Annotated in this window: 22 protein-coding genes; 10 read left to right on the top strand and 12 right to left on the bottom strand. The window is 58.7% G+C overall.

The genetic code is table 11. The features are described from left to right. The first annotated feature begins 190 nt into the window (after positions 1-190). Both EC915_RS22405 and EC915_RS22400 read left to right on the top strand, forming a co-directional pair. Positions 191-2,833 (top strand): glucosidase, encoded by a 2,643-nt coding sequence (locus EC915_RS22405; protein WP_133752693.1) that lies wholly within the window; start codon positions 191-193, stop codon positions 2,831-2,833. A 70-nt stretch (positions 2,834-2,903) separates the two neighbouring features. After that, positions 2,904-4,091 carry an MFS transporter gene (locus EC915_RS22400; RefSeq protein WP_133752692.1) on the top strand — a complete coding sequence of 396 codons (1,188 nt, stop codon included), beginning with the start codon at positions 2,904-2,906 and terminating at the stop codon, positions 4,089-4,091. 183 nt (positions 4,092-4,274) lie between these two features. Here EC915_RS22400 and EC915_RS22395 read toward each other — a convergent pair whose 3' ends face one another. From EC915_RS22395 to glyQ, 4 genes are read right to left on the bottom strand one after another with little or no spacing between them, the layout of a single operon-like run. Continuing rightward, positions 4,275-5,045, bottom strand: coding sequence for a 1-acyl-sn-glycerol-3-phosphate acyltransferase (locus tag EC915_RS22395; protein WP_133752691.1), 771 nt, complete (start codon positions 5,043-5,045; stop codon positions 4,275-4,277). A gap of 56 nt (positions 5,046-5,101) precedes the next feature. Then, positions 5,102-5,653 carry a D-glycero-beta-D-manno-heptose 1,7-bisphosphate 7-phosphatase gene (gmhB, locus tag EC915_RS22390; RefSeq protein ID WP_133752690.1) on the bottom strand — a complete coding sequence of 184 codons (552 nt, stop codon included), beginning with the start codon at positions 5,651-5,653 and terminating at the stop codon, positions 5,102-5,104. A 16-nt stretch (positions 5,654-5,669) separates the two neighbouring features. Beyond that, complete coding sequence (gene glyS / locus EC915_RS22385; protein WP_133752689.1) at positions 5,670-7,724, bottom strand: glycine--tRNA ligase subunit beta; 2,055 nt, start codon at positions 7,722-7,724, stop codon at positions 5,670-5,672. Further along, positions 7,721-8,668 (bottom strand): glycine--tRNA ligase subunit alpha, encoded by a 948-nt coding sequence (gene glyQ, locus EC915_RS22380; protein WP_133752688.1) that lies wholly within the window; start codon positions 8,666-8,668, stop codon positions 7,721-7,723. Before glyQ ends, glyS begins: the two co-directional genes overlap by 4 nt. Before the next feature lie 82 nt (positions 8,669-8,750). Here glyQ and EC915_RS22375 point away from each other — a divergent pair, with 82 nt between their 5' ends. After that, complete coding sequence (locus EC915_RS22375) at positions 8,751-9,305, top strand: DNA-3-methyladenine glycosylase I (protein WP_133752687.1); 555 nt, start codon at positions 8,751-8,753, stop codon at positions 9,303-9,305. A gap of 153 nt (positions 9,306-9,458) precedes the next feature. Then, positions 9,459-10,346 carry a lysophospholipid acyltransferase gene (locus EC915_RS22370; RefSeq protein WP_133752686.1) on the top strand — a complete coding sequence of 296 codons (888 nt, stop codon included), beginning with the start codon at positions 9,459-9,461 and terminating at the stop codon, positions 10,344-10,346. A 95-nt stretch (positions 10,347-10,441) separates the two neighbouring features. Here the strand turns inward: EC915_RS22370 and EC915_RS22365 are convergent, their stop codons facing one another. The 5 genes from EC915_RS22365 to def all read right to left on the bottom strand — a co-directional run bounded on the left by EC915_RS22365 (position 10,442) and on the right by def (position 15,140). Beyond that, positions 10,442-10,741: a tetratricopeptide repeat protein gene (locus EC915_RS22365; protein ID WP_166651061.1), complete on the bottom strand. Its 300-nt coding sequence runs from the start codon at positions 10,739-10,741 to the stop codon at positions 10,442-10,444. Positions 10,742-10,774: 33 nt separating this feature from the next. Then, complete coding sequence (gene trkA / locus EC915_RS22360; protein WP_133752684.1) at positions 10,775-12,148, bottom strand: Trk system potassium transporter TrkA; 1,374 nt, start codon at positions 12,146-12,148, stop codon at positions 10,775-10,777. A gap of 145 nt (positions 12,149-12,293) precedes the next feature. Continuing rightward, positions 12,294-13,619, bottom strand: a complete 1,326-nt coding sequence (gene rsmB / locus EC915_RS22355; protein WP_133752683.1) for a 16S rRNA (cytosine(967)-C(5))-methyltransferase RsmB — start codon at positions 13,617-13,619, stop codon at positions 12,294-12,296. Beyond that, positions 13,616-14,575, bottom strand: coding sequence for a methionyl-tRNA formyltransferase (gene fmt, locus EC915_RS22350; protein ID WP_133752682.1), 960 nt, complete (start codon positions 14,573-14,575; stop codon positions 13,616-13,618). The genes rsmB and fmt overlap by 4 nt, the downstream gene beginning before the upstream one ends. 58 nt (positions 14,576-14,633) lie before the next feature. Then, positions 14,634-15,140 (bottom strand): peptide deformylase, encoded by a 507-nt coding sequence (def, locus tag EC915_RS22345; protein WP_133752681.1) that lies wholly within the window; start codon positions 15,138-15,140, stop codon positions 14,634-14,636. A 143-nt stretch (positions 15,141-15,283) separates the two neighbouring features. On the opposite strand from def, the gene EC915_RS22340 reads away from it, so the two are divergent. From EC915_RS22340 to EC915_RS22330, 3 genes are all read left to right on the top strand, one after another. Next, positions 15,284-16,309, top strand: a complete 1,026-nt coding sequence (locus tag EC915_RS22340; RefSeq protein WP_133752680.1) for a LysM peptidoglycan-binding domain-containing protein — start codon at positions 15,284-15,286, stop codon at positions 16,307-16,309. A gap of 124 nt (positions 16,310-16,433) precedes the next feature. Further along, positions 16,434-17,546: a DNA-processing protein DprA gene (gene dprA / locus EC915_RS22335; RefSeq protein ID WP_166651060.1), complete on the top strand. Its 1,113-nt coding sequence runs from the start codon at positions 16,434-16,436 to the stop codon at positions 17,544-17,546. Positions 17,547-17,584: 38 nt separating this feature from the next. Continuing rightward, on the top strand, positions 17,585-18,142 hold the full coding sequence (locus EC915_RS22330; RefSeq protein WP_133752678.1) for an L-threonylcarbamoyladenylate synthase: 558 nt from the start codon (positions 17,585-17,587) through the stop codon (positions 18,140-18,142). Positions 18,143-18,278: 136 nt separating this feature from the next. Here the strand turns inward: EC915_RS22330 and EC915_RS22325 are convergent, their stop codons facing one another. Next, positions 18,279-19,256, bottom strand: coding sequence for an NADPH:quinone reductase (locus EC915_RS22325; RefSeq protein ID WP_133752677.1), 978 nt, complete (start codon positions 19,254-19,256; stop codon positions 18,279-18,281). Between the two features lie 224 nt (positions 19,257-19,480). Between EC915_RS22325 and hemF the strand changes: the two genes are divergently transcribed. After that, the gene (hemF, locus tag EC915_RS22320; RefSeq protein WP_133752676.1) at positions 19,481-20,401 is read left to right on the top strand and encodes an oxygen-dependent coproporphyrinogen oxidase; all 921 of its coding nucleotides are present in this window, start codon (positions 19,481-19,483) and stop codon (positions 20,399-20,401) included. Between the two features lie 133 nt (positions 20,402-20,534). Beyond that, positions 20,535-21,359, top strand: a complete 825-nt coding sequence (gene aroE, locus EC915_RS22315; RefSeq protein ID WP_133752675.1) for a shikimate dehydrogenase — start codon at positions 20,535-20,537, stop codon at positions 21,357-21,359. 104 nt (positions 21,360-21,463) lie between these two features. Here aroE and choX read toward each other — a convergent pair whose 3' ends face one another. Continuing rightward, positions 21,464-22,390 (bottom strand): choline ABC transporter substrate-binding protein, encoded by a 927-nt coding sequence (choX, locus tag EC915_RS22310; protein WP_133752674.1) that lies wholly within the window; start codon positions 22,388-22,390, stop codon positions 21,464-21,466. 36 nt (positions 22,391-22,426) lie between these two features. Beyond that, entirely contained in the window at positions 22,427-23,932 is a 1,506-nt protein-coding gene (gene betC / locus EC915_RS22305; protein ID WP_133752673.1) for a choline-sulfatase, read from the bottom strand. Between the two features lie 114 nt (positions 23,933-24,046). Here betC and EC915_RS22300 point away from each other — a divergent pair, with 114 nt between their 5' ends. After that, positions 24,047-24,997: a LysR family transcriptional regulator gene (locus EC915_RS22300; RefSeq protein ID WP_133752672.1), complete on the top strand. Its 951-nt coding sequence runs from the start codon at positions 24,047-24,049 to the stop codon at positions 24,995-24,997. Positions 24,998-25,083: the final 86 nt, after the last annotated feature.

Here is a 25,083-nt window from a genome sequence, read left to right as displayed (position 1 = left end):
TGAGGCCGGAGACATGATGTTGCGTGTGTTTCTGGGTTTGATCTCAAATCAGCACAGGCGACAACTGAAAGAAAGTTGCAGCACCACCTGACGGTTTTCGAGCCTGCTTTCACGGCAGGAACGCGATAGATTGTTCTGCACTCTCCTTGGATATCCAGCCGTTCTGATAGTGTTATTTATGGAAGTGAACATGCCAGCCGATTCCGCCCAAGCAAACCTGCAGCACACCATCGAAGGCTCCCGACTTGGTGCAACAGAGGCCGCACAGTGGCGTGAATGGGGACCCTACCTCAGTGATCGCCAATGGGGCACGGTACGTGAGGATTACAGCGCCGATGGCGATGCATGGGATTATTTTCCTCATGACCACGCACGCAGTCGGGTGTATCGCTGGGGCGAGGACGGTCTGGCCGGTTTCTCGGACAAGGCACAGCATTGGTGCCTGGGCCTTGCGCTATGGAATGAACACGATGCCATTCTCAAGGAACGCTTGTTCGGCCTGGACAATGCCGAAGGCAATCACGGCGAAGACGTCAAAGAGCTGTATTTCCACGTTGATGGCGTGCCGAGCCATGCCTATATGCGCATGCTCTATAAATACCCTCACGCAGCGTTTCCCTATAGCGATCTGGTCGAGGAAAATGCCCGACGGGGATTGGACGATCCTGAGTACGAAGTCCTCGATACCGGCGTGTTCAACGACAACCATTACTTCGACGTGAGTATCGAATACGCCAAGCACACCCCGGACGACATCTTCATGCGTGTAACGGTGGTCAACCGATCTACCCGTTCGGCTCGGCTGCATGTACTTCCGCAACTGTGGGCGCGAGATGTCTGGAGTTGGGTAGCGGAGGGGGAACGCCCTGCCCTGTCACTTGTGGACAACCGGGTCATGGCGCGCCACTCCTCACAACCGCTCAAGGAAGCGACAGCCTGGGGGCATGAGCCGTGCGAGTGGGTGTTCTGCGAGAACCGCACCAACACACCGAAGCTATTCGGCAAGCCGAGTACAGGACCCTTCAAGGATGGCATTAACGACTGGCTACTGGCCGGCGAGACTGATGCAATTCGCCACGACGCCGGTACCAAAGCAGCGGCACATTTTGCGATGACTCTTGAGGGCGGTGCCTCTCACTCGGTCTACTTACGCTTCGCTCCCGCCGATTCGGCGCATGTGAATGCCCGGGCGCTGTTTGAGCAACGTCACAGCGAGGCAGACGAGTTTTACCGTGCCTTACAGCACAACCTCGAAGACGCTGATGCACGCAATGTTCAGCGCCAGGCGCTGGCGGGTTTGTTATGGTCAAAGCAGCTGTACTACTTCGACGTTAAAGCCTGGCTCGAAGGTGACCCCGGGCTACCTCCTCTGCCCGCCAGCCGTTCGCACATTCGCAACAACGAATGGCGGCATCTGTACAACTTTGACATTGTCTCGATGCCGGACAAATGGGAATACCCGTGGTACGCCTCTTGGGATCTTGCCTTCCAAGCCGTGGCGTTCGCGTTGATTGATGTCGACTTCGCCAAGGATCAGCTGTTGCTGCTGGTGAAAGATCGCTTCATGCATCCCAATGGCCAGTTACCGGCGTATGAGTGGCGCTTCGACGACGCAAATCCGCCTGTTCACGCGTGGGCATCGTGGCGTGTCTATCAAATGGAAAAGGCGCAAAAGGGTCAGGGCGATGTGGATTTTCTCGAGCGGGTTTTCCACAAGCTTCTGCTGAACTTCTCTTGGTGGGTCAATCGCAAGGATGCCGAAGGGCACAATATTTTTCAGGGTGGGTTCCTGGGCCTGGATAACATTGGCCTATTCGACCGTTCAGCGGCCCTCGCCCCCGGCTATCAACTTGACCAGGCAGACGGCACTGCCTGGGTCGCCGGGTACGCGTTGGACTTGATGCGCATCGCACTTGAGCTTGCTCAGCACAATGAGGTGTACACCGATATCGCGGTAAAATTTTTCGAGCACTTCCTGTACATAGCGGGTGCGATCAACGAAGTTGATAAGGATGAAGTCGAAGGATTGTGGAATGATCAGGATGGGTTCTTCTACGACGTGCTGCATCGTCCGGACGGGCTTCGTGAGTCGGTCAAGCTGCGCTCATTCGTTGGATTGATCCCCCTGTTTGCCGTGCGTGTGCTAGAGCAGCGAGAACATGAAGGGCTCAAGGATCTGCGAGAGAGGCTGTTGGGTTTTCTGCATCACCGGCCCGATCTGGCTGCCCTGGTGTCGCGCTGGACCGAGCCGGGCAAAGGCAATCGCATGCTGCTGGCGCTGTTGCGTGGCCAACGTACCAAAGACCTGATAAAACGGATGCTCGATGACAGTGAATTTCTCTCGCCCTATGGTGTGCGTTCTTTGTCGCGCCACTATGGTGAAGCGCCTTTCAGCATGCAGATAGACGGCCACGTGCTGTCGGCGGACTATCAGCCAGCGGAATCGCGATCTCGGCTATTTGGCGGCAATTCCAATTGGCGCGGGCCGGTGTGGATGCCGTTGAATTACATGCTCATCGAATCACTGCGTGAGTTTCATCGCTATTACGGCGAGAATTTTTCCGTCGAATACCCCAGTGGTTCCGGCTATCTAGCCTCTCTTGGAGAGGTAGCTGACGGGCTCAGCCACCGCATAAACAGACTGTTCCTACGCAATGAAGAAGGTAATCGCCCTTCCATGGCCAGTTATCCACAACTTGAAATGGACCCTGAGAGCCAGAATCTAGTGCTATTTCACGAATATTTCCACGGCGAGAACGGACGTGGTCTCGGCGCCTCACATCAGACGGGCTGGAGTGCCTTAGTGGCTCTTCTGCTTCAACCGAAGGAATAATGCGTTAGCCGCTTGAAGACGATCGGCCGCGTTGAATCAGGACGAACGCTAATCAAGGAGCTGTTGCGGGATGTCGTTTCGTAAATATCAGAAAGTCCTGGCAATCCCAAGGGTGTTGCCTGCCACGTTATTCATGTTTGTCGCCGGTTTGCCGCTGACGATCATGACCCTCACGCTTAGCCTTCATGTGCTCAATGAAATGGGCCGCAGCTACCTGGATGCGGGAATTGTCGGTACCGCCACGGCATTGGGTTTTGCCGTCGGTTCGCCCTTGCTGGGCCGCATGATTGATCGCCATGGGCTGCGCCCGGTGGTGGCGGTTTGCGGGACTTTATCCACAGTCGCCTGGCTGCTGTTGCCGGTGGTGAGTTATTCGGTCTATGTGGGTCTGGCGTTTGTCGCTGGTGTTTTCACAGTGCCCACCGGTTCGCTCGCAAGACAATTTGTCGCCAGTCTTGTGCCGGAGGACAAGCGCCGCCCGGCCTACTCGCTGAACATGATGTTGATGGAGCTGGGCTTTGTCATCGGTCCGGCGACCGGTATTTTGCTGATCACCAGCTATTCCGCGACTGCGGCCATATTGGGCATTGGTATATGGCGGGCGCTGTCGTATATCGTGCTCTACAAGCTGAACTGGCCGACGCGCTCCCTCGACGAGGTGGCCCAGGAGTCCAGCCGGGTCCGGCCCAAATTGCGCACGTGGATGAGTGGCCGCCTGATGGGTGTGATGTTTGTCAGCGCTGCTGCCTTGTTCGTGCTTTACGGCACAGAGTTGGCCTTGATCGCGGTTTTGCGCAGCAACGATGAGATCGCATTTACCGGTTATGTGATCGCTGCAATGTCAGTCGCTTCCATTGCGGGCGGTTTTGTACATGGCATCGTTCATCGCTCGTGGTCGCAGACACGGCTGGCGCTGGCGATGAGTTTACTGTTGCTGCCTGTCGCGCTGTTCGATCAGGTGTGGTGGTGGCTGATGTTGGCGTTGTTGCCAACAAACTTGCTGTGTACACCGACGCTGGCAGCAGGCTCGGAAGCTGTTGCCAAGCTGGCGCCTGCCAGCGTGCGTGGTGAAGTGATGGGCTTGCATGACTCGGCTTATCGCATCGGTCAAACCCTTTCCGCGCCCCTGGTCGGATTCGCGATCGACAGCCTCTCCCCTGCCATGGGCTTCATTGCAGCGGCATTGGGAGGGCTGGTTCTGATCTCCATGGCGGCGCTGTGCAATCTATGGACATCGCGAAGCGAACAGACTGGGTAGAAATGACATCGGTCTTGGCCTGGGAGGCTCAAGGCCGATGTTCTAGAAGCAGGGAAGTGATGGTCAAAAAAACTTATGCACGTTTTGGGCACGAAACATGCCCAAAACAATAAGTATTTAAATTAAGCGCTTAGCGCGGTTAATGCAAAATTTTGCATATTTGATACACAGGTTATCCACAATTCACGTGGGCGTTTTTTCTGGTGTGGGTGCAGGCGCTGCGGGGGAGCCCAAAGCCTTCTGCGTCTCTGTATTCCAGGCAGAGATTCGGTCGTTGAGGGCAGCAATGGCACGTGGTCCCGAACCTTCTGCGTACATAGGCTCGCCAATCACCACTTCAATCGTCCCGGGCTTTTTACCCCATCCTTCTTTCGGCCAGTATCTGCCGGCGTTGTGAGCAATGGGCAGGACCGGCAGTTCGGCGTTGACTGCCAGGGCCGAGCCGCTTCGCGAGAACTTGCCAACCTGGCCGTAGGGTACTCGAGTGCCTTCAGGGAAGATCAAGACCCATACGCCATCCTTTAACAGCTCGTCTCCCTTCTTCGCGACCACCTTTAGCGCCGCTTTCGGGTTGCTGCGATCAATGGCGATAGGGCGCAGCATTGCCATCGCCCATCCGAAGAACGGAACGTATAGCAGCTCACGCTTGAGCACCTGGCTCAGTGGCTGGAAATGGGCCGACAGAAAGAACGTCTCCCAAGTGCTCTGGTGATTGGATACGATCACGCAGGGCGTCTTTGGTACGTTTTCCTGGCCAGTAATATTGACTTTGATATTGAGAAACACCTTCGTCAGCCAGACCGCGCAGCGACACCAATAAACGTTGATGAAGCGATAACGAACGCGAAAAGGCAGGAAAGGGGCAATAAAGAAACTCAGCGAACACCACAGCAGGGCAGTGGTGCCCAGCAGCAGGTAAAAGATGAAGATCCTGATGGCCTGCACTATCGACATAGCTGCTTTTACCATTACGGGCAGTGCCCGGATTGAGCGTGCCGCTGTACGACCGGTCAGCCGTTCAGCGAGGCGCTATTGTGGATAAGTTCTGCGGCAACTGCCGCCAGATCATCAAAAATCAGAGTGCCCGCAGGTAACGGCGCACTCCGCGTCTTGTGACCCTTTCCCGTCATGACCAGTACAGGTTGAGAGTCGACGGCCACCGCAGCTTGCAAGTCACCCTTGCTGTCACCGACGAACCAGACACCCCGCAGATCCGTGGCGTAATGACCGGCGATGGTCAGCAACATGCCAGGCTTGGGCTTGCGGCACTCACATTCCTGATCCGGCCCGTGGGGACAATAAACGATCAGACCGACCTCGCCGCCCTGCTCCGCTACCAGTTCACGTAATCGTGCGTGCATGGCGTGCAGTGTGGCCAGATCGTAATAACCGCGAGCAATGCCCGACTGGTTGGTAGCGACCGCTACCGTCCAGCCAGCCTTGCTCAGTTGCGCGATTGCCTCGATCGAGCCGGGGATTGGAATCCACTCCTGCACCGACTTGATGTAAGCGTCGGAGTCCTCGTTGATCACCCCATCCCGATCGAGAATCAGCAGCTTCAAATCATCCGCTCCGGTGTTAGTTCAACACAGAGATGTCGGCGACACCGAGGAACAGATTGCGCAGACGTGCCAGCAACGCGTAACGATTGGCTCGCACGCTGGCATCATCGGCATTGACCATCACCGCTTCGAAGAAAGCATCCACAGGCTCACGCAATGCTGCCAGGCGGGCCAACGCTTCGGTGTACTGACGATGGGCCGACATGGGCGCTACCGCCTGATCTGCCTGTTGAATGGCCGAGTACAGCGAGAACTCGTTGGCGTTGTCGAAATACTTGGGTTCAACCGTTTGGGCAATGTTGCCCTCAGCCTTGCCCAGCAGGTTCGATACGCGCTTGTTCACCGCAGCCAGGGCGGCGGCTTCAGGCAACTTGCGGAATGCCTGAACGGCTTGCACGCGCTGGTCGAAATCCAGTGCCGAAGCCGGTTGCAGGGCGCGCACCGACAGATAAACCGAAACGTCGACGCCTTCATCTTCATAGCGCGCACGCAGGCGGTCGAAGATGAACTCCAGCACCTGCTCTGGCAGACCGGCAGGTTTGACCTTGACGCCGAACTGAGCGACCGCGAACTGCACGGTCTTGATCAGGTCCAGGTCCAGCTTCTTCTCGATCAGAATCCGCAGAATGCCCAGCGCTGCGCGACGCAGTGCGTAAGGGTCTTTGCTGCCGGTAGGCAGCATGCCGATACCGAAGATACCGACCAGGGTGTCGAGCTTGTCGGCGATTGCCACTGCAGCGCCTGTCAGTGTGCTTGGCAGTTCAGCGCCCGCGCCGCGCGGCATGTACTGCTCGTTCAACGCCAGAGCCACGTCTTGCGGTTCGCCATCGGCCAGTGCGTAGTAGTAGCCAGCCACGCCCTGCATCTCAGGGAATTCACCGACCATCTCGGTGGCCAGGTCGCACTTGGACAGCAGGCCTGCACGGCCCGCACGCTCAGCGTCGCCACCAATGCGCGGTGCGATGAACGCAGCCAGTTTGGAAACACGCTCGGCCTTGTCGAACACGGTGCCCAGTTGAGCCTGGAAGACCACGTTCTGCAGACGCTGGTTGAAGGTTTCCAACTTCTGCTTCTTGTCCTGCTTAAAGAAGAACTCGGCATCGGTCAGGCGCGGGCGAACGACTTTCTCATTACCCAGCACGATCTGCGACGGGTCCTTGCTCTCGATGTTGGCCACGGTGATGAAGCGCGGCAGCAGCTTGCCCTCGGCATCCAGCAGGCAGAAATATTTCTGGTTGTCCTGCATGGTGGTGATCAACGCTTCCTGCGGCACTTCGAGGAAACGCTCTTCGAACGAACACACCAGCGGTACCGGCCATTCGACCAGCGCGGTCACCTCGTCGAGCAGCGCAGGCGGCACGATCGCGGTGCCTTCATGCTGGGTGGCCAATTCTTCGACACGCTTGCTGATTAGCTGACGGCGCTCGTTGAAATCAGCCAGAACGTGGGCTGCGCGCAGGTCGCTGGCATAGTTGGCCGGCGAGGAAATGCGCACGTTTTCCGGGTGATGGAAACGGTGACCACGGGACTCGCGCCCAGCAGTCTGGGCGAGAATGGTGCAGTCGATCACTTGGTCGCCGTACAGCATGACCAGCCATTGCGTCGGCCGCACGAACTCTTCCTTGCGTGCACCCCAGCGCATGCGCTTTGGAATCGGCAGGTCGTCGAGCGAGTCTTCAATGATGGTGGGCAGCAGGCTGGAAGTCGGCTTGCCGGCAATGCTCTGGCTGTAGCGCAGTTTCGGGCCGCTCTGATCGATTTCGCTCAGATTGACGCCGCACTTCTTGGCGAAGCCCAGCGCTGCCTGAGTCGGGTTGCCTTCGGCGTCGAATGCGGCCTGACGGGGCGGGCCATCCAGATTGACGCTGCGGTCTGGCTGCTGAGTCGCAAGCTCGGTGATCAGCACAGCCAGACGACGCGGCGCGGCATAAACCTGCTTGGCGCTGTAGGTCAGACCGGCTGCCTGCAAGCCTTTTTCGATGCCGGCCATGAACGCATCGGCCAGGGTGTTCAGCGCTTTGGGTGGCAGCTCTTCGGTACCCAGTTCAACCAGGAAATCTTGAGCACTCATTGTGCAGCCTCCAGCTTAGCCAACACTTCATCGCGAATATCGGGTGCGGCCATCGGGAAGCCAAGCTTGGCCCGGGCCGTCAGGTACGCCTGGGCCACGGAGCGAGCCAGGGTGCGCACGCGCAGGATGTATTGCTGACGCGCCGTCACGGAAATTGCGCGACGGGCATCCAGCAGGTTGAAAGTGTGCGAAGCCTTGAGGACCATTTCGTAGCTCGGCAATGGCAGCTCCGCTTCGATCAGGCGCACCGCTTCGCTTTCATAGAAGTCGAACAGTTCGAACAGCTTTTCAACGTTGGCATATTCAAAGTTGTAGGTCGATTGCTCCACTTCGTTCTGGTGGAACACGTCGCCGTAGGTCACTTTGCCAAACGGGCCGTCGGTCCACACCAGGTCATAGACCGTTTCCACGCCCTGCAGATACATCGCCAGACGCTCGAGGCCGTAGGTGATTTCGCCGGTCACCGGGTAGCACTCGATGCCGCCCACTTGCTGGAAATAGGTGAATTGCGAGACTTCCATGCCGTTGAGCCAGATCTCCCAGCCCAGGCCCCAGGCGCCCAGGGTTGGCGATTCCCAGTTGTCTTCGACGAAGCGAACGTCGTGGACAAGCGGGTCCAGGCCTACATGCTTCAGCGAGCCCAGATACAGCTCCTGGAAGTTGTCAGGGTTCGGCTTCAGAACCACCTGAAACTGGTAGTAGTGCTGCAGGCGGTTAGGGTTTTCGCCATAACGGCCATCGGTAGGACGACGGCTCGGTTGTACGTAGGCTGCGTTCCAGGTTTCCGGGCCGATGGCGCGCAGAAACGTGGCAGTGTGGAAAGTGCCGGCGCCCACTTCCATATCGTAGGGCTGAAGTACCACACAACCTTGCTCAGCCCAGTATTGCTGGAGGGCGAGGATCAAGTCTTGGAAGGTACGCACGGCTGGCGTAGGCTGGCTCACGAAATTCACCTGTACTGGGGGGCTGCGATTTAAAGAGCGGGAGTATACCCGATTCGACAGTGCCTCCACCCTTGGGAGCCCTATGCCACGCTGCTTTTGGTGCAACGATGATCCGCTTTATATGGACTACCACGATCAAGAGTGGGGTGTGCCGTTGCGCGATGCGCAGATGTTGTTCGAGTTTTTATTGCTCGAAGGGTTCCAGGCTGGATTATCGTGGATCACCATTCTGAAAAAGCGCGCCCGCTATCGCGAGGTGATGTTCAACTTCGACGTACGCCGGATTGCAGCGATGACCGATACTGAAATCGAGGCGCTGATGCTCGAACCCGGTATCGTCCGCAATCGCCTGAAACTCAATGCCGCACGCAAAAATGCCCAAGCCTGGTTGCGTCTGAAGGACCCTGTCGAGTTTGTCTGGTCGTTCGTCGGCGGCGCCCCTAAGGTCAATCATTTCAAGGACCGCAGCGAAGTCCCCGCCATCACGCCAGAGGCCGAAGCGATGAGCAAGGCTTTGAAGAAGGCAGGGTTTACCTTTGTTGGTCCGACCATCTGCTATGCCTACATGCAGGCTACGGGCATGGTCATGGACCATACCGTTGAGTGCGATCGGTATGCACAGTTGGTCAAAACGTAAGCGATATACCGGTGATAGTCCCTGCGCCGCACGGTCGCGCTGCAAACACGGCCCTCTGTGGGCATTGGGTTCGAAAATGGCAAGCGCAGATGGTTGGGCGATCATTTACCGTCAATGGTTACAATGCCCGCCTCATCAATTCAGGAGTGCTCTGTGGATAAGTTCAAAGGCGCCGTGATGGTCGGCGCGTTGCGGATGTTTGCCCTGCTGCCATGGCGGGCCGTGCAATGGACCGGCACCGCTATTGGCTGGCTGATGTGGAAGCTGCCAAACCGCTCCCGCGAAGTCGCACGTATCAACCTGTCAAAGTGCTTTCCCGAACTGGGCCCTGCCGAACTCGAGGCGTTGGTCGGTCGCAGTCTGATGGATATCGGCAAGACGCTGACCGAAAGCGCCTGCGCATGGATCTGGCCTGCTCAGAAATCGATCAATCTGGTACGCGAAGTCCAAGGGCTGCAAGTGTTGAAAGACGCCTTGGCATCCGGCAAAGGCGTGGTCGGAATTACCAGCCACCTGGGCAACTGGGAAGTGCTCAACCACTTCTATTGCAGCCAGTGCAAACCGATTATTTTCTACCGCCCGCCCAAGCTCAAGGCGGTGGACGACTTGCTGCGCAAACAACGCGTGCAGTTGGGAAATCGAGTGGCAGCCTCCACCAAGGAGGGCATTCTGAGTGTCATCAAGGAAGTGCGCAAAGGTGGCTCAGTGGGTATTCCAGCCGACCCTGAGCCAGCGGAATCAGCCGGAATTTTCGTACCGTTCTGCGGGACCATGGCGCTAACCAGCAAATTCGTGCCGAACATGCTGGCGGGCGGCAAGGCAGTGGGCGTCTTCCTTCACGCCATGCGTCTGGACGATGGCTCAGGCTACAAAGTGGTTCTGGAAGCCGCGCCAGACGACATGTACAGCACCAACACCGAGACCTCGGCGGCGGCAATGAGCAAGGTGGTGGAAAAGTATGTGCGGGCCTATCCAAGCCAGTACATGTGGACCATGAAACGCTTCAAGAAGCGCCCTGAGGGCGAGAAGCGCTGGTATTAAGGCCTGCTCGCGCTATCGCATCACCGCAGGCGCACGCTTGCGGTGTGTCTATGACGTATTTTTGCCTGACGTAACCCATCGCGGACAGCGCGCTCCTATAACGCGTTGTTCCTGCGACCGAGCTTCTTCAAGAACACCGTCATTTCCTTCTCGGCCTGGTTATCGCCATGGGCCGCTGCGGCTTCAAGGCCCCGTTCCCACGCATGGCGGGCCTGGGCGTCATCCCCTGCCGCCAGCCAGGCTTTGCCGAGCAACTTCCATGCTGCTGAGTATTTCGAATCGAATTCGACGCAGCGCTGCAAGTGCTCGACGGCGTTGGTGTGATCTCCAGCGTCCAGATGGCCCTTGCCCAGGCCGAAGCGCAGCAGAGCGTTGTCCACGCCCTTGGCGAGCATTTTTTCCAGTGATACGAGCACGAGGACCCTCCGTCAGAAAAAACTCAACCCCACCTGAAACAGCCGCTCCACGTCGCGAATATGTTTTTTATCCACAAGGAACATGATCACGTGGTCGCCGGATTCGATGACGGTGCTGTCGTGAGCGATAAGTACCCGGTCTGCCCGGGTAATCGCGCCGATGGTGGTGCCAGGTGGCAGGCTGATGTGCATGACCGCCTTGCCGACCACCCTGCTCGACTTCGCATCGCCGTGGGCCACGATCTCGATGGCCTCTGCCGCGCCCCGCCGCAATGAGTGAACGCTGACGATGTCGCCGCGTCGCACGTGGGCCAGCAAGGTGCCAATGGTAACCAGTTGCGGGCTGACCGCGATGTCGATCTCACCGCCCTGCACCAGATCCACATAGGCTGCATTGTTAATGATGGTCATGACTTTCTTCGCCCCCAGCCGCTTGGCCAGCAGCGAAGACATGACGTTGGCTTCGTCGTCGTTGGTCAGGGCCAGGAACAGATCGGTGTTATCGATGTTCTCTTCCATCAGCAGATCGCGGTCTGATGAGCTGCCTTGCAGAACAACGGTGTTGTCGAGTGTGTCCGAGAGATAGCGACAGCGCGCCGGGTTCATCTCGATGATCTTTACCTGATAACGGTTTTCGATGGCCTCGGCCAGGCGTTCACCGATCTGCCCGCCGCCAGCAATGACGATGCGTTTATAGCTGACGTCAAGCTTGCGCATTTCGCCCATCACCGCACGAATGTCCGCCTTGGCCGCAATAAAGAACACTTCGTCATCAACCTCGATGACCGTATCCCCTTGGGGAGTGATCGGACGATCTCGGCGGAAAATGGCGGCAACTCGGGTTTCGACATTGGGCATGTGCGTGCGCAACTGACGCAGTTGCTGGCCAACCAGCGGGCCTCCGTAATAGGCCTTCACCGCCACCATTTGCACCTTGCCTTCGGCAAAGTCGATGACCTGCAGGGCGCTTGGGTATTCGATCAGGCGCTTGATGTAGTTGGTGACGACCTGTTCGGGGCTGATCAGCACGTCAACCGGAATGGCGTCGTTGTTGAAGAGGCCTGCGCGGGTCAGGTAGGCGGATTCGCGCACGCGGGCGATCTTGGTCGGGGTGTGGAACAGGGTGTAGGCGACCTGGCAGGCGACCATGTTGGTTTCGTCGCTGCTGGTAACGGCCACCAGCATGTCTGCGTCGTCGGCACCTGCCTGACGCAATACCGTGGGGTGCGAGCCTCGGCCCTGAATGGTGCGGATATCCAGACGGTCGCCGAGTGCTCGCAGGCGATCAGGGTCGGTATCAACCACCGTGATGTCATTGGCTTCGCTGGCCAGATGCTCAGCCAGCGTGCCGCCCACCTGCCCTGCACCGAGAATGATGATCTTCAATCAGTCTCTCCTTGGAATGTAGATCGCGCCTCGCGCATTCCCCTGTGGGAGGGAGACTGCGCACGAAAGCAATAGGTCAGGCGCCGCGCGCATGTATTAGAATTTGCCGGCCCCTTGGCGAGCAAGCCGCTCTTTGCGAAAGTGTTCAGCCTGAAGGTGCCGCGATCTTGATCAACTTCGCGTAATAAAACCCGTCATGGCCGCCTTCCTGAGCCAGCAACTGCCGACCATGTGGCTGCATCAGGCCGGGCGGCGGGTTGCCTTGCTGACCGGCGATGTCCAACTCTCTGGCTCCTGGTGTGCGCGCAAGGAAAGCGTCGATCACTTCGGTGTTCTCGGTCGGCAGCGTCGAGCAGGTTGCATACAGCAGCATTCCGCCCACTTGCAATGTGGGCCATAGCGCGTCGAGCAGTTCGCCTTGCAGAGTCGCCAGCGCCGGAATGTCATCGGCCTGACGCGTCAGCTTGATGTCAGGATGACGACGAATCACGCCCGTGGCTGAACAGGGCGCATCCAGCAGGATGCGCTGAAATGGCTTGCCATCCCACCATCGATCGGTGGCGCGGGCATCGGCGGCGATCAGTTCGGCACTCAAGCCTAGGCGGTCGAGGTTCTCTTTGACCCGCACCATGCGCTTGGCTTCCAGATCCACTGCGACCACGCCGGACAATCCCGGCTGCACTTCCAGCAGATGACAGGTCTTGCCTCCCGGTGCGCAGCAGGCGTCCAGCACCCGTTGACCCGGTGCCAGTTCCAGCAGATCGGCGGCCAGTTGCGCAGCTTCGTCCTGCACGCTGATCCAGCCATCGGCGAAACCCGGCAGCGCGCGGACATCGCAAGGCTCGGCCAACACGATGCCGTCCTGGCTGAATGTGCTCGCAGTGGCCCCAATCCCCGCTTCTTGTAGCAGATGAAGGTATTGCTGGCGGTTTTTATGGCGACGATTGACCCGCAGAATCATCGGTGGGTGCGCGTTGTTCGCTGCGCAAATCGCTTCCCAGTGCTCGGGCCAGGCCGCCTTGAGCGCCTTCTGCAGCCAACGCGGATGAGCGGTGCGCACGACCGGGTCGTGTTCCAGCTCGCTCAGCAGCGCCTGGCCTTCTCGTTGTGCGCGACGCAGGACCGCGTTCAGCAACGCCTTGGCCCAGGGCTTTTTCAGCTTGTCCGCGCAGCCGACGGTCTCACCAATCGCCGCGTGGGCCGGGATGCGCGAATAAAACAGTTGATACAGGCCTATCAGCAGTAGCGCCTGCACGTCGTTGTCCGCAGCCTTAAAGGGTTTTTGCAGAAGCTTCGCTGCCAGCGCTGACAACCGAGGCTCCCAGCGCGCAGTGCCGAACGCCAGATCCTGCGTCAACCCGCGATCGCGGTCTTCGACCTTGTCCAGTTGAGTCGGCAGCGAGCTGTTCAATGAGGCCTTGCCGCTGAGTACGGCGGCCAGAGCCTTGGCGGCGGCCAGACGCGGATTCATTGTGTGCCCACCGGTTGCCCCAGTACCGTCCCGATCGCGAATTTCTCACGGCGGCTGTTGAACAGGTCAGTGAAGTTCAGTGGCTTGCCGCCGGGCAGTTGCAGACGGGTAAGACGCAGCGCGTTTTGTCCACAGGCCACGATCAGGCCGTCTTTGCTGGCACTGATAATCGTACCCGGCGCGCCCTTCATTTCGGCGACTTGCGCGGTCAGCACCTTGAGCGCTTCGCCACCGAGGGTGCTGTGGCAGATCGGCCACGGATTGAAAGCCCGCACCAGGTGCGCCAGTTCATCGGCCGGACGGGTCCAGTCGATGCGTGCTTCGTCTTTATTGAGCTTGTGGGCATAGGTGGCCAGGGTGTCGTCCTGAACCTCGCCCTCCAGCGTGCCATCGGCAAGACCGCCAATAGCCTGCAAGACGGCAACCGGGCCCAACCCGGCAAGACGATCGTGCAGCGTGCCGCCGGTGTCTTCACCGGTGATCGACGTGGTGACCTTGAGCAGCATGGGACCTGTGTCCAACCCCGCTTCCATACGCATCACGGTCACGCCACTCTCGGCATCGCCCGCCTGCACGGCTCGCTGGATCGGTGCGGCTCCGCGCCAGCGCGGCAGCAACGAGGCATGGCTGTTGATGCAACCCAGGCGCGGAATATCCAGCACCGCCTGCGGCAGGATCAAGCCGTAGGCGACCACCACCAGCAGATCGGGCTTAAGTGCCGCAAGTTCGGCCTGCGCCTCGGGAGCCCGTAAGGTGGGTGGTTGCAGCACCGGGATGTTTTGTTGCAGGGCGAGTTGCTTGACCGGGCTTGGCATCAGCTTTTGGCCGCGGCCCGCCGGGCGATCGGGTTGGGTGTAGACCGCGATCACGTCATAAGGGCTGTCGAGCAGGGCTTTGAGGTGTTCGGCGGCGAATTCGGGGGTGCCGGCGAAGACGATGCGCAGTGGCTCAGTCATGGGCTTCTCGTTTCAGAAAAAGAAAAGGCCTCCAGGAGGCCTTTTGGGGGCGAAGGGATCAAGCGTTCTGCTTGTGCAGCTTTTCCAGCTTTTTCTTGATCCGGTCACGCTTGAGATTAGACAGGTAGTCGACGAACAACTTGCCATTGAGGTGATCGCATTCGTGCTGAATGCATACGGCGAGCAGGCCTTCGGCGATCAGTTCGTAGGGCTGGCCATCGCGGCCCAGCGCCTTGACCTTGACCCTTTGAGGGCGATCGACGTTTTCATAGAAGCCCGGAACCGACAGGCAGCCTTCCTGATACTGATCCATCTCTTCGGTCAGCGGCTCCAGTTCAGGATTGATGAACACCCGGGGTTCGCTGCGATCTTCCGAGAGGTCCATGACAACCACGCGCTTGTGTACGTTAACCTGCGTCGCTGCCAGACCGATGCCAGGCGCTTCGTACATGGTTTCAAACATGTCGTCGACCAACTGGCGAATGCCGTCGTCCACTGCGTCCACCGGTTTGGCGAGGGTGCGCAGGCGCGAATCGGGGAATTCGAGAATGTTTAAAATGGCCATATACGTAAGAGCTGCACTTGTAGGGTAAAGTCGAAATCGGCTGCTAGGCTGGGAAATGTCACCAGCGGGCAGCCCTTGTAAAACAAAAGTCTCGCAAGACTCAACGTTTCACGCGAAGCCAACATGATAAAGGGATTCACCGCATGAGGAAATCACTACTCGCCCTGCTGCTGTTGGCCGCGACAGGCTTTGTTCAGGCGCAAGTACAGCTCAGGGAGGGGCATCCGCAAAGCTATACCGTCGTCACCGGCGACACGCTTTGGGACATTTCCGGAAAGTTTCTCAGCGAGCCCTGGAAGTGGCCACAGCTCTGGAGAGCCAATCCGCAGGTGCATGACCCGGATCTGATCTACCCGGGCGATACCCTGAACCTGATTTACGTAGACGGTCAGCCGAGGATCGTCGCCACCCGCGGTGAATCGCGGGGCACCATCAAATTGTCACCGCGTGTGCGCAGCACGCCGATTGCCGATGCCATTCCAACCATCCCGTTGGGCGCAATCAACGCTTTTCTGTTGAACAACCGGATCATGGACACGCCCGAGCAATTCGAGGATGCACCGTACGTCGTGGCCGGTAACGGCGAGCGGGTGCTCAGTGGCGCAGGGGATCGCATTTATGCGCGCGGTACCTTCAGCCCGGATCACGCGTCGTACGGCATCTTTCGCAAGGGCAAGACCTACTTCGATGCTCAAACCAACAAGCCGTTGGGCATCAATGCCGACGATATCGGCAGCGGTGATGTCGTGGCCCGCGAAGGCGATATCGCAACCTTGCAAATGCAGCGCTCCACTCAGGAAGTGCGCCTGGGAGATCGGCTGTTCGTCAGTGAAGAGCGCGCCATCAACTCCATGTTCGTGCCCAGCGAGCCGAAGCAGGACATTCGCGGCACGATCATCGACGTACCCCGTGGCGTCACGCAGATCGGTGAGTTCGATGTGGTGACGCTGGATCGCGGCAAGCTGGAAGGGCTGGCCGAGGGCAATGTGCTGGCGATCTATAAGGCGGGCGAAACCGTGCGTGACCGGATCACTGGCGACCAGGTCAAGATTCCCGACGAGCGCTCCGGCTTGCTGATGGTGTTCCGCACCTACAACCACTTGAGCTATGCAATGGTTTTGCATGCGAGCCGATCTTTGGCGGTCAGCGACAAGGTCCGCAATCCGTAATGCTATGTATCAGCTCCAGAACACTTTTTTCCACCGGCATGCTTCACTTATCTAAATGTTGTTAACAGAGTTATCCACAGATTCGCCCACTGTTTTAGGTGGGCACAGGATCAAGGAAGATCTCATGCCGCTGTTCGAAAAACCTGGGCATTCGCCTGCCGAACTGGAGGCGCGTCTGCGTCTTCACCGGTTGCCGGAAATCGGTCCCAAGCGCTTCCAGACCCTCATCAATGCCTTCGGCAGCGCGTCTGCCGCACTCAGCGCACCGGCCTCTGCCTGGCGTTCGTTGCGCCTGCCAGCGGCCAGTGCCGATGCACGACGCAGCCCTGATGTGCGCGATGGCGCCAGCGTTGCGTTGGCCTGGCTTGAGCGTGCGGACCAGCATTTGCTGATGTGGGACGACCCCGACTACCCGGCTTTGCTTGCAGAAATTCCCGACCCGCCTCCTCTGTTGTTCGTTGCGGGCAATCGCACTTTGCTTGATCGTCCGCAGTTGGGAATGGTCGGCAGTCGCCGTGCTTCCAAGCCTGGGCTGGATACTGCTGCCGCGTTTGCACGAAGTCTGGCCAGCGCTGGATTCGTGGTTACCAGTGGCCTGGCGCTGGGTATCGACGGTGCTGCTCACCAAGGTGCACTGGATGTAAAAGGCGCGACAATCGGCGTGCTTGGGACGGGGATCGAAAAATTTTATCCACAGCGCCATCGTCAGCTTGCCGCGGCCATGATCGCCCACGGTGGCGCAGTGATTTCGGAATTGCCTCTGGACGCCGAGCCCCACGCCAGCAATTTCCCTCGACGCAATCGCATCATCAGCGGGCTGTCGCTTGGCGTGCTGGTGGTGGAAGCCAGCGTTGCCAGCGGCTCGCTGATTACGGCCAGGCTCGCTGCAGAGCAAGGCCGCGAGGTGTATGCGATTCCGGGATCAATTCATCACCCGGGCGCTCGCGGGTGTCACCAACTGATTCGTGACGGCGCAACGCTCGTCGAAACGGTCGATCACATTCTTGAGGGGTTACAGGGCTGGAAAAGCCTGCCGCCCAGCGCTGCAGCCGAGCCAAATTCCGCAAGCCCCGATCATCCACTGCTGGCTTTGCTGCATGCTGCGCCGCAGACCAGTGAAGCGCTGGCTGCCAACAGCGGCTGGCCTTTGCCAAAAGTGCTGGCAGCATTGACCGAGCTTGAACTCGACAGCAGCGTGGTCTGTGAAGCCGGGCGATGGTTTGCTCGGGCGCGCTGAGGTTAAACTGCCCCCCAGCGTAAATCGGAGAGCGAACAATGGTCAGCAGTTGGCGTGTGCAACAAGCCGCACAAGAGATCCGGGCCGGAGCGGTGATTGCCTATCCAACCGAAGCAGTCTGGGGGCTGGGCTGTGATCCTTGGGATTTCGAGGCGGTTTACCGCTTGCTGGCAATCAAGCAGCGGCCGGTCGGAAAAGGCCTGATCCTGATTGCCGATAACATTCGTCAGTTCGACTTTCTGTTCGAGGACTTCCCTGAGCTTTGGATTGATCGCATGGCCAGCACCTGGCCTGGGCCAAATACCTGGCTGGTACCGCATCAAGGCCTATTGCCGGACTGGATCACCGGCGGTCGCGAAACGGTAGCTCTGCGCGTCAGCGATCATCCCCAGGTGCGTGAGCTGTGCGCCCTGACCGGTCCGCTGGTCTCGACCTCCGCCAACCCCACGGGCCGTCCTGCTGCTCGCACGCGTTTGCGGATCGAGCAGTACTTCCACGGGCAACTTGACCATGTTCTGAACGGCCCCTTGGGCGGACGGCGCAATCCAAGCGTGATTCGTGATCTGGTGACGGCTGAGGTTGTAAGAGCGGGCTGATGGCTCAACCGTTTACACACCTGGGGAGCGAGCTTGCTCAGGACAAGGCCGGTGCCTGCGACACACCTTGTGTCCTGGCTTCAGCATTCACGAGCAAGCTCGCTCCCACCGGTTGTGCGACGAGGCACTGAGGTGATCAAGGCACTAGGATGATTGACCCGGTGGTGCGTCGGGCGGACAGTTCGGTGTGCGCTTGTGCAGCATCCTTCAAGGCGAATTTCTTGATGTCATCGACCTTCACCTTGCCGCTGCTGACCATGGAAAACACCTCGTCGGCCATGGCCTGAAGCGTTTCCGGGGTATTCGCGTAGGAGCCCAGTGTAGGGCGGGTCACATAGAGCGAGCCCTTCTGCGCCAGAATCCCGAGGTTCACGCCGGAAACCGCGCCCGACGCATTACCAAAGCTGACCAGCAAGCCACGCAGTTCAAGGCAGTCCAATGACGTTTCCCACGTGTCTTTGCCGACGCCGTCGTACACCACCGAGACTTTCTTGCCGCCAGTCAGCTCAAGCACCCGCTTGGCCACATCTTCCTTGCTGTAGTCGATGACTTCCCAAGCGCCGTTAGCTTTGGCATGTGCGGCTTTTTCCGGCGAACTGACCGTGCCGATCAGCTTGACCCCCAACGCATTGGCCCACTGGCAGGCGATGGAGCCCACGCCACCGGCTGCAGCGTGGAACAGGATGATTTCTTCGGGACGAATCTCGTAGGTCTGGCGAAACAGGTACTGCACGGTCAAGCCCTTGAGCATGATTGCCGCCGCCTGTTCGAAGCTGATCTCATCAGGCAGTTTGACCACGTTCGCGGCAGGCGCGAGGTGCTGGTCTGCGTAGCTTCCCAGAGGGCCAGTACCGTAAGCCACGCGGTCGCCGACCTTAACGTGTGTGACCTCTGCGCCGACGGCCTCAACAATGCCCGAGCCCTCATTGCCCAGACCCGATGGCATCGAGGCAACGGGATACAGGCCGGTGCGCAAATAAGTCTCGATGAAGTTAACGCCAATCGCTTTGTTGCCCACGAGCACTTCTTTCGGGCCCGGTTTGGCCGGTTCGAAGTCGACGTACTCGAGAACTTCAGGGCCGCCGTGGGCGCGGAATTGGATACGCTTTGCCATGTGCTTTCTCCATCATGAATCGAAACTTTGGGACAAAACCGGGAGTGCGAAAGGCTTCTATCGGACTCCTTCGTTTGGTCCTCGTCAACTGCGGCGCCCGTCAAGGCGGTGTATGCTACGCGCCACTTTCAGAGCTTCGTTCAGGCTCGCGGCGGTCGTGGACCGCAAGCGGCGTGTGCAACGACGCTCCCAAATACCGGTTTTACGTTATTCAGGGTACTGCTATGTCCTTTCGCACCGATGCCGTCAAAGCTTACCTGCTCGATCTGCAAGACCGGATCTGCGCCGCTCTGGAGCAAGAAGACGGCGGCGCCCGCTTCGTCGAGGACGCCTGGGAGCGTCCCGCAGGCGGTGGCGGTCGTACGCGGGTAATCGAAAACGGCGATGTCATCGAAAAAGGCGGGGTCAACTTTTCCCACGTCTTCGGCGCCGGTCTGCCGCCCTCTGCCAGCGCCCATCGTCCGGAACTGGCTGGCCGCGGTTTTGAAGCCCTGGGCGTTTCGCTGGTCATGCATCCGCATAGCCCACATGTTCCGACCTCCCACGCCAACGTGCGTTTCTTCATCGCTGAAAAAGAGGGCGAAGAACCGGTCTGGTGGTTCGGCGGCGGCTTCGATCTGACCCCCTATTACGGCGTCGATGAGGATTGCATACATTGGCACCGCGTGGCCGAACAGGCCTGTGCGCCATTCGGTGCGGACGTCTACCCGCGTTACAAAGCCTGGTGTGACCGCTATTTCCACATCAAGCACCGCAACGAACCACGCGGCGTGGGGGGGTTGTTTTTCGACGACCTGAACGAGTGGGATTTCGACACCAGCTTCGCATTCCTGCGTGCCATCGGTGATGCGTTCGTCCATGCTTATCTGCCGATCGTCCAGCGCCGCAAGGCGACGCCTTATACCCCGCAACAGCGTGAGTTCCAGGAATTCCGCCGCGGTCGCTATGTGGAGTTCAATCTCGTGTACGACCGCGGCACCTTGTTTGGTCTGCAATCGGGGGGGCGTACCGAGTCCATTCTGATGTCGTTACCGCCCCAGGTGCGTTGGGGTTATGACTGGAAAGCTGCGCCGGGCAGTGAAGAGGCGCGCCTGACCGATTATTACCTGCAGGATCGCGACTGGCTGGGTCTCGGAGCGAGTTAACCCTCCTTAGGCAAGCTCGCCTAAAGAGGTCAAGTTCTGCTCAGCTCATCACTGTTGTGGAAGCGAGCAGGCTTGCGAAAGCACCCCGACCCACCCTTAATTGCTGGAGGCTGACTCCAGGTCTGGAATGCACATGGATCACTACGTCGTCTTCGGCCATCCCATTGGCCACAGCAAATCGCCGCTGATTCATCGACTGTTCGCCGAGCAAACTGGACAGACGCTGGATTACCAGGCTGCATTAGCGCCGCTGGACCGCTTCACCGCCTTCGCCAAACACTTTTTCGAGAGCGGCCTTGGCGCCAACGTCACGGTGCCTTTCAAGGAAGAGGCCTATCGGATGGCGGATCTACTGACCGAGCGCGGTCGCAGAGCCGGTGCTGTGAACACCCTCGCGCGTCAGGCAGATGGCAGCCTCTTGGGCGACAACACTGACGGCGCCGGTCTGGTTCGCGACTTGAAGGTCAACCACGGCGTTGCGCTTAAAGACAAACGCATCTTGCTGTTGGGGGCCGGCGGCGCTGTACGCGGCGCGCTGGAGCCGTTACTGACCGAGGAGCCGCATGTGCTCGTGGTCGCCAATCGTACTGTGGAAAAGGCCCAGCAGCTGGCGCAGGAGTTCGCCGACCTGGGGCCGATCCTGCCTGCCGGGTACGACTGGCTGGAAGAGCCGGTTGACATCATCATCAACGCCACATCGGCGAGTCTGTCGGGTGATTTGCCGCCGATCCCGCCGATCCTTGTCCAGCGCGGCGAAACCTTCTGCTACGACATGATGTACGCTCAGGAGCCCACCGCGTTCTGCCGCTGGGCCGTGCAACATCATGCCGGGCAGGCGGTGGATGGGTTGGGGATGCTGGTGGAGCAGGCCGCTGAAGCCTTTTATCTGTGGCGCGGGGTGCGTCCTGATTCGGCACCGGTGCTGGCCGAGTTGCGAAGGTTGATGGCTGAGGGTTAACTTCGTTTTTGCATGCCCCAAGCGCTTATATCCTTGGGTGATCGCTCCTACAGGTCTTTGGGCGACCCTGAGATCAAGCTAGATCCCAAGGTCGCGGATGGCGATTACAAACTGGCTTTGACTGCCGCCAGTGCGTCCTTGTCATCGATGGTTTTAACGCCGTCGAGCCACTTGTCCAGCACCGCCGGATTGGCCTTGATCCACGCCTTCACTGCCTCGGCGTTATTGATCTTTTTGCTGTTGACGTCCTGCATGATGCTGTTTTCCATGTCCAGCGTGAACGTCAGGTTGGAAAACAGTTTAGCCACTTTCGGACAAGCCTCGGCGTAGCCTTTACGCGTCACGGTGTAGACGCTGCCGGTATCGCCGAAGTACTTTTCGCCGCCTTTCAGATAGTGCATGCCTTTAATCTGCACGTTCATCGGGTGGGGGGTCCAGCCGAGGAAGACCACGAACTCTTTCTTCTTCACATTACGCGTCACTTCCGCCAGCATCGCCTGTTCACTGGACTCGATCAGCTTCCAGTCCTTCAGATCGAACTCATTGTTCTTGATGATTTCCTGGATCGACGCGTTGGCCGGAGCGCCCGAGCCAATGCCATAGATCTTCTTGTGAAACTTGTCGGCGAATTTGTTCAGGTCGGCGAAATCATGCACGCCAGCGTCGTAAACGTAATCGGGAACAGCCAGGGTGAATTCGGTGCCTTCCAGGTTCTTCGCGTACTGAGTCACGTCCCCCGTGGCAATGAACTTGTCATAGAAGCCCTGCTGCGCAGGCATCCAGTTACCCAGGAACACGTCTATCTTGCCGTCCTTGAGCCCCCCATAGGCAATCGGCACCGCTAGCGTATCGACCTTGGTTTTGTAACCCATGCCCTCGAGCAGAAACCCCGCCGTGGCGTTGGTTGCAGCAATGTCACTCCAACCTGGGTCGGCCATCCTGACCGTACTGCAACTTTCGTCAGCGGCGTTTGCAACAACGCCGCTCAAGCTCATCACCGTAACCGCCAACGTCGTGAACAATTTCTTCATGGTGTGCCCCTTTTGGTTTTCTAGGTATTGGCAGGGTCAAGGTTGCGGATAACGGGCCTTGCGCTCCAGATCGTCCAGATCAATATGGTTGCGCATGTACTGCTGACTGGCGTCTACCAGCGGCTGGTGATCCCAACTCTTCAGCTTGCCGAGGGCCAGCGATCGGGCAACGAAACGCCGACGACGCTGGCTGGCGAGCACCTGGTGGTGTATCGCCGGAATGTCCCACTTGTCCCTGGCTTGGGCCAGGAACGCATTGAACAGGTCGCGATGAACTTCAGACTGGCTCAGCTCTTCCTGTTCCTTCGGATCATTGGCCACGTCATACAGCAGACATGGGTCCTTTTCCGAATAAATGAATTTATAAGCGCCGCGACGAATCATCATCAACGGGCTATCGGTGCCTTCGGCCATGTACTCGCCGAACACTTCGTCGTGACCGCCCTCGCCTTGCAGATGCGGCAGCAATGAGCGGCCATCGAGCGGCAAACCGGCATCCAGACGACCTTCTGCCAGTGCGACAAACGTGGGCAGCAGGTCGGCGGTCGACACAGCGGCCTTCACGCGACTCGCCTTGAACTGCCCCGGAGCGTACACCAGCAGCGGTACGCGGGCGGACATTTCAAACCAGTGCATTTTGTACCAAAGCCCGCGTTCGCCCAGCATATCGCCGTGGTCGCCGGAGAACACGATGATGGTGTCTTCCGCCAGACCGGTGTCCTCCAGGGTCTTCAGCAATTTGCCAATGTTGTCGTCGATATAGCTGCATGCACCGAAGTAGGCGCGACGGGCGTCACGGATCTTATTCGTTGGCAACGGCTTGTCCCACAGGTCATAGACCTTGAGCAGGCGTTGGGAGTGTGGATCCTGGTCGGCGTGCGCGGGTGGCGCGGACGGCATCGGGATCTCGTCGTCGCTGTAGAGATTCCAGTATTCCTTGGGAATGGTGTACGGGTCGTGCGGATGGGTCATCGATACGGTCAGGCAGAACGGTTGGTCGCCATCCTCGCGCACGTGATCGAACAGGTATTGCTGGGCCTTGAACACCACTTCTTCATCGAAATCCAGCTGATTGGTGCGAACGCAGGGGCCAGCCTGCAGCACTGACGCCATGTTGTGGTACCAGGTCGGGCGAACGTCGGGCTCATCCCAGTTGACTGCCCAACCATAGTCGGCTGGATAGATATCGCTGGTCAGGCGCTCTTCATAGCCATGCAGCTGGTCGGGGCCGCAGAAATGCATCTTGCCCGATAACGCCGTTCGGTAGCCCAGGCTGCGCAGGTAGTGGGCGTAAGTCGGTACGTCGGCAGGGAAATCGGCAGCGTTGTCGTAGGCGCCTATCTTGCTCGGCAGCTGGCCGCTGACCAGTGTAAAACGCGACGGTGCGCATAACGGACTGTTGCAATAGGCAGCGTCGAACACCACGCCTTGGGCGGCGAGGCGGCTCAGATTTGGCATCTTGATTGGAGATGGAGCGTAAATCGGCAACATCGGCGCGGCCATTTGATCGGCCATGATGAAAAGAATGTTCTTGCGCTTCATGTTTTCGCGGCATTCCATAGTGAATATTTATGCGAAATTGCTGATTCAGAGGATGGGACCCATGGCTTCAGCGGTAAAGCCCGTTAAACACAATGTGTAGGATAAGCCACGCTTATGTTTATTTCTCTTGGTGACATGTCGCTGGATTTGCTTCGCGGCTTTGAGGCAGCTGCCCGACTGCGCAGTTTCACGGCTGCCGCCATTGAGCTGGGCACCACCCAGCCGGCTATCAGCCAGCAAATGAAAAGGCTTGAAGAGCAACTCGCAACGCGCCTGTTCGATCGTATCTACCGCGGCATCGAACTCACCGACGCCGGGGAGATTCTGTTCAATCATGTGCAGGCTGGGTTGCAGTCGATGGACGCCGGGCTGAGCCTGATTACCGAGCAGCATCAGCATGAGGTGCTGCAGGTGGCGACGGACTTCGCCTTCGCTGCGTATTGGCTGATGCCGCGTCTGCATCGGTTTCACAAAGACAATCCGGACGTGGATGTCAGTCTGGTGACCAGCGAGCGCAGCCACAGCATGCTGCGCGCGGACATCGACGTCGCCGTACTGTTTGGCGACGGGCGCTTCAAACAGGGCGAAAGCCACTGGCTGTTCAGTGAAGAAGTATTTCCAGTGTGCAGCCCCAAACTACTCGCCGGGCGTGACCTGCCCTTGCCCGTCGAGGCATTGAAAGAATTTGCGTTGCTGCATCTGCGCGGAGAAGGCGGCAATAACTGGTTCGACTGGGGCGGTGTCTTCCGCGCCCTGAACATCGCGCAGATGCCGGCTCCTGGGCAATTGCGGTTCGACAATTACACACTGCTGATTCAAGCGGCGATTGGCGCTCAGGGGGTTGCGATTGGCTGGCGGCACCTGGTCGACGACCTGTTGGAGCAAGGTTTGTTATGCCGTCCCATCGCAGGCACGGCAATTTCCGCTTACGGCTATTACATCGTTCTGCCTCAGCGAAAACGCCGATTGCAGATCGTGCAGCGTTTTGTCGATTGGTTAAAAAGTGAGCAGGCGCTCAATGGGGATTCGTTGGTGGGCAAGCCGCTGCCATCGATTGCGGTGTAGAGGCTCACCGCACTCTCATGCAACCCAATTCACACATTGGCGTGCGTGCAGGTTCAGTTCCAGCTCGTCGGCAATGCCGACGGCCG

Source organism: Pseudomonas sp. LP_7_YM (assembly GCF_004364435.1).
GTDB lineage: Bacteria > Pseudomonadota > Gammaproteobacteria > Pseudomonadales > Pseudomonadaceae > Aquipseudomonas.
The sequence above is the reverse complement of the archived record's forward strand: the minus strand, read 5'-3'. Positions and strand labels throughout refer to the sequence as shown.